The 2,712-nt window shown below is 65.2% G+C and carries 2 protein-coding genes; both read left to right on the forward strand.

What is annotated here, in order from left to right:
• The first annotated feature begins 50 nt into the window (after window positions 1–50).
• Window positions 51–1,070, forward strand: a complete 1,020-nt coding sequence (locus tag DYI24_RS24715) for a branched-chain amino acid ABC transporter permease (RefSeq protein ID WP_164574203.1) — start codon at window positions 51–53, stop codon at window positions 1,068–1,070.
• Window positions 1,071–1,272: 202 nt separating this feature from the next.
• Window positions 1,273–2,505 (forward strand): ABC transporter substrate-binding protein, encoded by a 1,233-nt coding sequence (locus tag DYI24_RS24720; protein WP_164574204.1) that lies wholly within the window; start codon window positions 1,273–1,275, stop codon window positions 2,503–2,505.
• Window positions 2,506–2,712 lie beyond the last annotated feature (207 nt).

Below are 2,712 nucleotides of genomic sequence, written 5' to 3' on the forward strand. Positions count from 1 at the left end.
GGGAAACCCCTGGGCCTGTTCGGCCGCACCTTCGTCAAGCGAGTCTGAACATGAGCGCACTCCAGGAAATCGTCAACGATACCCAACCGGTCGAGACCACGCCGAAGAAGTACATGGCGCTCGGCAACACCGCCTCGGTCGTGGTGGTGCTGCTGCTGTGTCTCGCCCCGCTGGTCGCCAAGAACTTCATCATCTTCCAGATGACGATGGTTCTGATCTACGCCATCGCCGTGTTGGCGCTGAACATCCTGACCGGCGGCTCCGGCCAGTTCTCGCTCGGCCAGAGCGCGTTCTACGCGGTCGGCGCCTACACCTCGGCGATCCTGATGGAGAACTTCGGCGTCAACTATGCGTTGACGCTGCCGATCTCCGGCGCGATCTGCTTCATCTGCGGCTATCTGTTCGGCCTGCCGGCGCTGCGATTGAGCGGCATCTATCTGGCGCTCGCGACCTTCGCGCTCGCCACCGCGATGCCGCAGCTGCTCAAGCTGCACTACTTCGAGCACTGGACCGGCGGCGTCCAGGGTCTGGTCATCACCAAGCCAGACGCGCCGTTCGGCCTGCCGATGTCCCAGGACATGTGGCTGTACTACTTCGTGCTGGTGGTCTCGATGGCGATCTACGTCGCCTCGGTCAACCTGCTGAAGTCGCGCTCCGGCCGGGCCATGATGGCGATCCGCGACAACGAAATCGCGGCTTCGGCGATGGGCGTGGACGTGGCGCGCTACAAGACGCTGGCGTTCGGCATCAGCGCCGGCATCACCGGCGTCGCCGGCGGCCTCGGCGCCATCGCGGTGCAGTTCGTCGCGCCGGACAGCTACACCATCCAGCTCGCGATCGCGCTGTTCCTCGGCAGGGTGGTCGGCGGCGTCGGCTGGCTGCCGGGCTCGATCGTCGGTGCGGCGTTCATCGTGTTCGTGCCGAACATCGCGGAAGGCTTCTCCAAAGGCCTGTCCGGCGCGGTGTTCGGCGTGATCCTCGTCCTGATCATCTTCCTGCTGCCGCACGGCTCGCGGCAGATCGCCTACACGGTGCAGAACTGGGTGCACAAACTCGGCCGGCGGGCATAACCCGCCCGCACCGACCACTGCCAGCCCCTCGCGACCCGTTCGCGAGGGGCTTTTTCTTTGCCCGCTCTATGGCGTTGCGGGCCCCTGCACCGTCAGCGGAGCTGTTGCCCGATCGGAGGGTGTCCCGAAAGGCATGGCGGGCGTATGCAGGACGCCAACGAAGTGCGCCGCGGCCTGCGCGCGCCCACGATCCGATCGAGCCATGTCATCCTTGAGCTTTTGCCGTGCGCGCCGAGGCGCGCTGCTGGCGCTGTCCGCCGCCGTTCTCGCCTTCGCCTCTCCGGCCCGCGCCGAGAACCCTGCGGGGACAGGCGCCGCAACCATCCGCATCGGCAATCTGATGCCGTATTCGGGACCGGCATCCGCCTATTCGATCGTCGGCCGGATCGAGCAGGCCTATTTCAGGATGATCAACGATCAGGGCGGCATCAACGGCCGGCAGATCGAGTTCATTTCGTATGACGACGGCTACAATCCCGCCAAGGCGGTCGAGCAGGTGCGCAAGCTGGTCGAGCGCGACGAGGTGCTGATGGTGTTCAGCGCAATGGGCACGCCGTCCAACGCCGCGATCCAGAAATATCTCAACCTCAAGCAGGTGCCGCAATTGTTCGCCGCCAGCGGTGCGACCCGGTTCGGCGATCCCAAGGCATTTCCCTGGACGATGGGCTGGCAGCCGCCGTACCAGACCGAAGGCCGGGTCTATGCCAAGTTCATCCTGACCACCAAGCCGACCGCACGGATCGCGGTGCTGTACCAGAACGACGATCTCGGCCGCGATCTGCTCAAGGGCCTAAAGGACGGGTTCGGCGATCGGGCCACGTCGATGATCACCGCAGAAGAGAGCTACGAGGTCACCGAGCCGTCGGTCGACAACCATGTGGCACGGATGAAGGCCTCGAGCGCCGACGTGTTCGTCTCGATCACCACGCCGAAATTCGCCGCCCAGAGCATCCGCGCCGCCGCCACGCTGGAGTGGCATCCGCTGTATGTGCAGGCGCTGGTGTCGGCCTCGATCGCCGCGGTGATCCGGCCCGCCGGCGTCGACGCCGCCCAGGGGCTGGTGTCGGCCGCCTATAACAAGGACGCGGCCGATCCGCAGTGGCGCGACGATCCGGGCATGAAGCGGTTCCACGCCTTCCTCGACGCCTATGCACCGGACGTCGACCGCGGCGACAATTCGGTGGCCTACGGCTATGGCGCGGCGCAATGCCTCGCCGAAGTGCTGCGCCGCGCCGGCGACGATCTCAGCCGTGCCAACATCATGAAGCAGGCCGCCAGCCTTCAGGGCTACGCACCCGACACCCTGCTGCCGGGCATCACGGTGAGCACCGCTGCGGACGACTTCCATCCGATCGAGCAGCTCCGGATGATGCGGTTCTCCGGTGACCATTGGGAACTGTTCGGCCCGGTGATCGGCGGCGAACTTCGCAACTAAGCCGCGCCGTCGCCCCTCCCACGCAGCCTCTATATTTATCGCCCTGCGGCATTTGGCGGCCTGCCGCAGTGCGGTTGTAATTCCGCTTTTGGTTGCTGCATACGCGAGAAGCGTGTTCAATCGGCTCTGGACCTCGACGTCCACACAAGAAGAATCGAAAATCCCAAGGAGCCTGTATTGATGCCCACCTTCCGTTCGCGCGCGCTT

Source organism: Rhodopseudomonas sp. BR0C11, assembly GCF_010820945.1.
GTDB lineage: Bacteria > Pseudomonadota > Alphaproteobacteria > Rhizobiales > Xanthobacteraceae > Rhodopseudomonas > Rhodopseudomonas palustris_H.

Coding starts and splice junctions, on each gene's coding strand:
- DYI24_RS24715 (WP_164574203.1), top strand. CDS start 51: ATGAGCGCACTCCAGGAAATCGTCAACGATACCCAACCGGTCGAGACC.
- DYI24_RS24720 (WP_164574204.1), top strand. CDS start 1,273: ATGTCATCCTTGAGCTTTTGCCGTGCGCGCCGAGGCGCGCTGCTGGCG.